The following is a 1,038-nucleotide window of genomic DNA, read 5'->3' as shown; positions in this document are numbered from 1 at the left end:
ATAAATTCCAAGTAAAAATGAACAGCATCCATTTAGATGGAAGTTCAATGTATGTACAAGGAGAATATAAAACCCAAGTTGAAAACAGCGACCAAACAGAAAAAGAACCCGGACCAGAAAGATCAGAAATGAAACCAATAGAAATAGTTCACGGATATTCACTCTTACCATCGACCAGACCTGAAACAATTTATCATAGACATGATCGTAACAGGAGATGGAGACATACCACTATATCTAAAAATAGATTCAGGAAACATCGACGACAAAAGTGTATTCGTATCAAGACTAAAAGGATTTAAAAAGCAGTGGATTTTTGAAGGAATCTGCGTAGCAGACAGCGCCTTATACACCAGGAAAAATCTATCAGCAATGACAGGAATCAAATGGATCACAAGAGTCCCATTAAGCATAAAATTAGCCCAAGATAAAATCGTAGACATCCAAGAAAGCGAATGGCAATCAAGCTCAAAAAAAGGATATAAGATAGCCGAAAGAGCGAGCGAATATGGAAACATCCAACAAAGATGGTTAGTCATAGAAAGTGAACTAAGAAAACAAGCAAGCATCAAACAAATAGACAAACAAGTAAACAAACAACAATCAAGCGCCCAAGCCGCACTACGCAAGCTTTATAGGCAAAACTTTGCCTGTGTTGCCGACGCAGAAACCGCCATCAAAAATCTATCAGACACATGGAAATATCACCAAATTACCGAAATTAAATGTCAAGAAAAAAACCATAAAAAATCAAAAACACCCACCAAAAAAGCTAGTAATATAGACACAACAGCCTATAAAATAATCGGTAAAATAGAAACCAGACCCGAAATAATATCCGCCGAAAAAATCAAAGCAGGGAGATTTATACTGGCCACAAAATCTTAGATAAAAACGAAATAACCAACCAGCAAATATTAGAAGAATACAAATACCAACAAAGTAACGAAAGAGGATTTATATTTTTAAAAGACCCATTATTTTTCACATCAAGCGTCTTCGTGAAAAAACCCGAGAGAGTAGAAGCAATTGCCATGA

1 pseudogene is annotated in these 1,038 nt (G+C 35.9%); it reads left to right on the top strand.

From position 1 onward, the window contains the following. A pseudogene (locus QUB08_RS32040) lies at window positions 1–1,038 on the top strand (IS1634 family transposase); the annotation flags it as partial.

The sequence above is a fragment of the Microcoleus sp. BR0-C5 genome (assembly GCF_036705045.1).
Classification (GTDB): domain Bacteria; phylum Cyanobacteriota; class Cyanobacteriia; order Cyanobacteriales; family Microcoleaceae; genus Microcoleus.
This window is presented reverse-complemented; position numbering and strand designations above follow the sequence as displayed.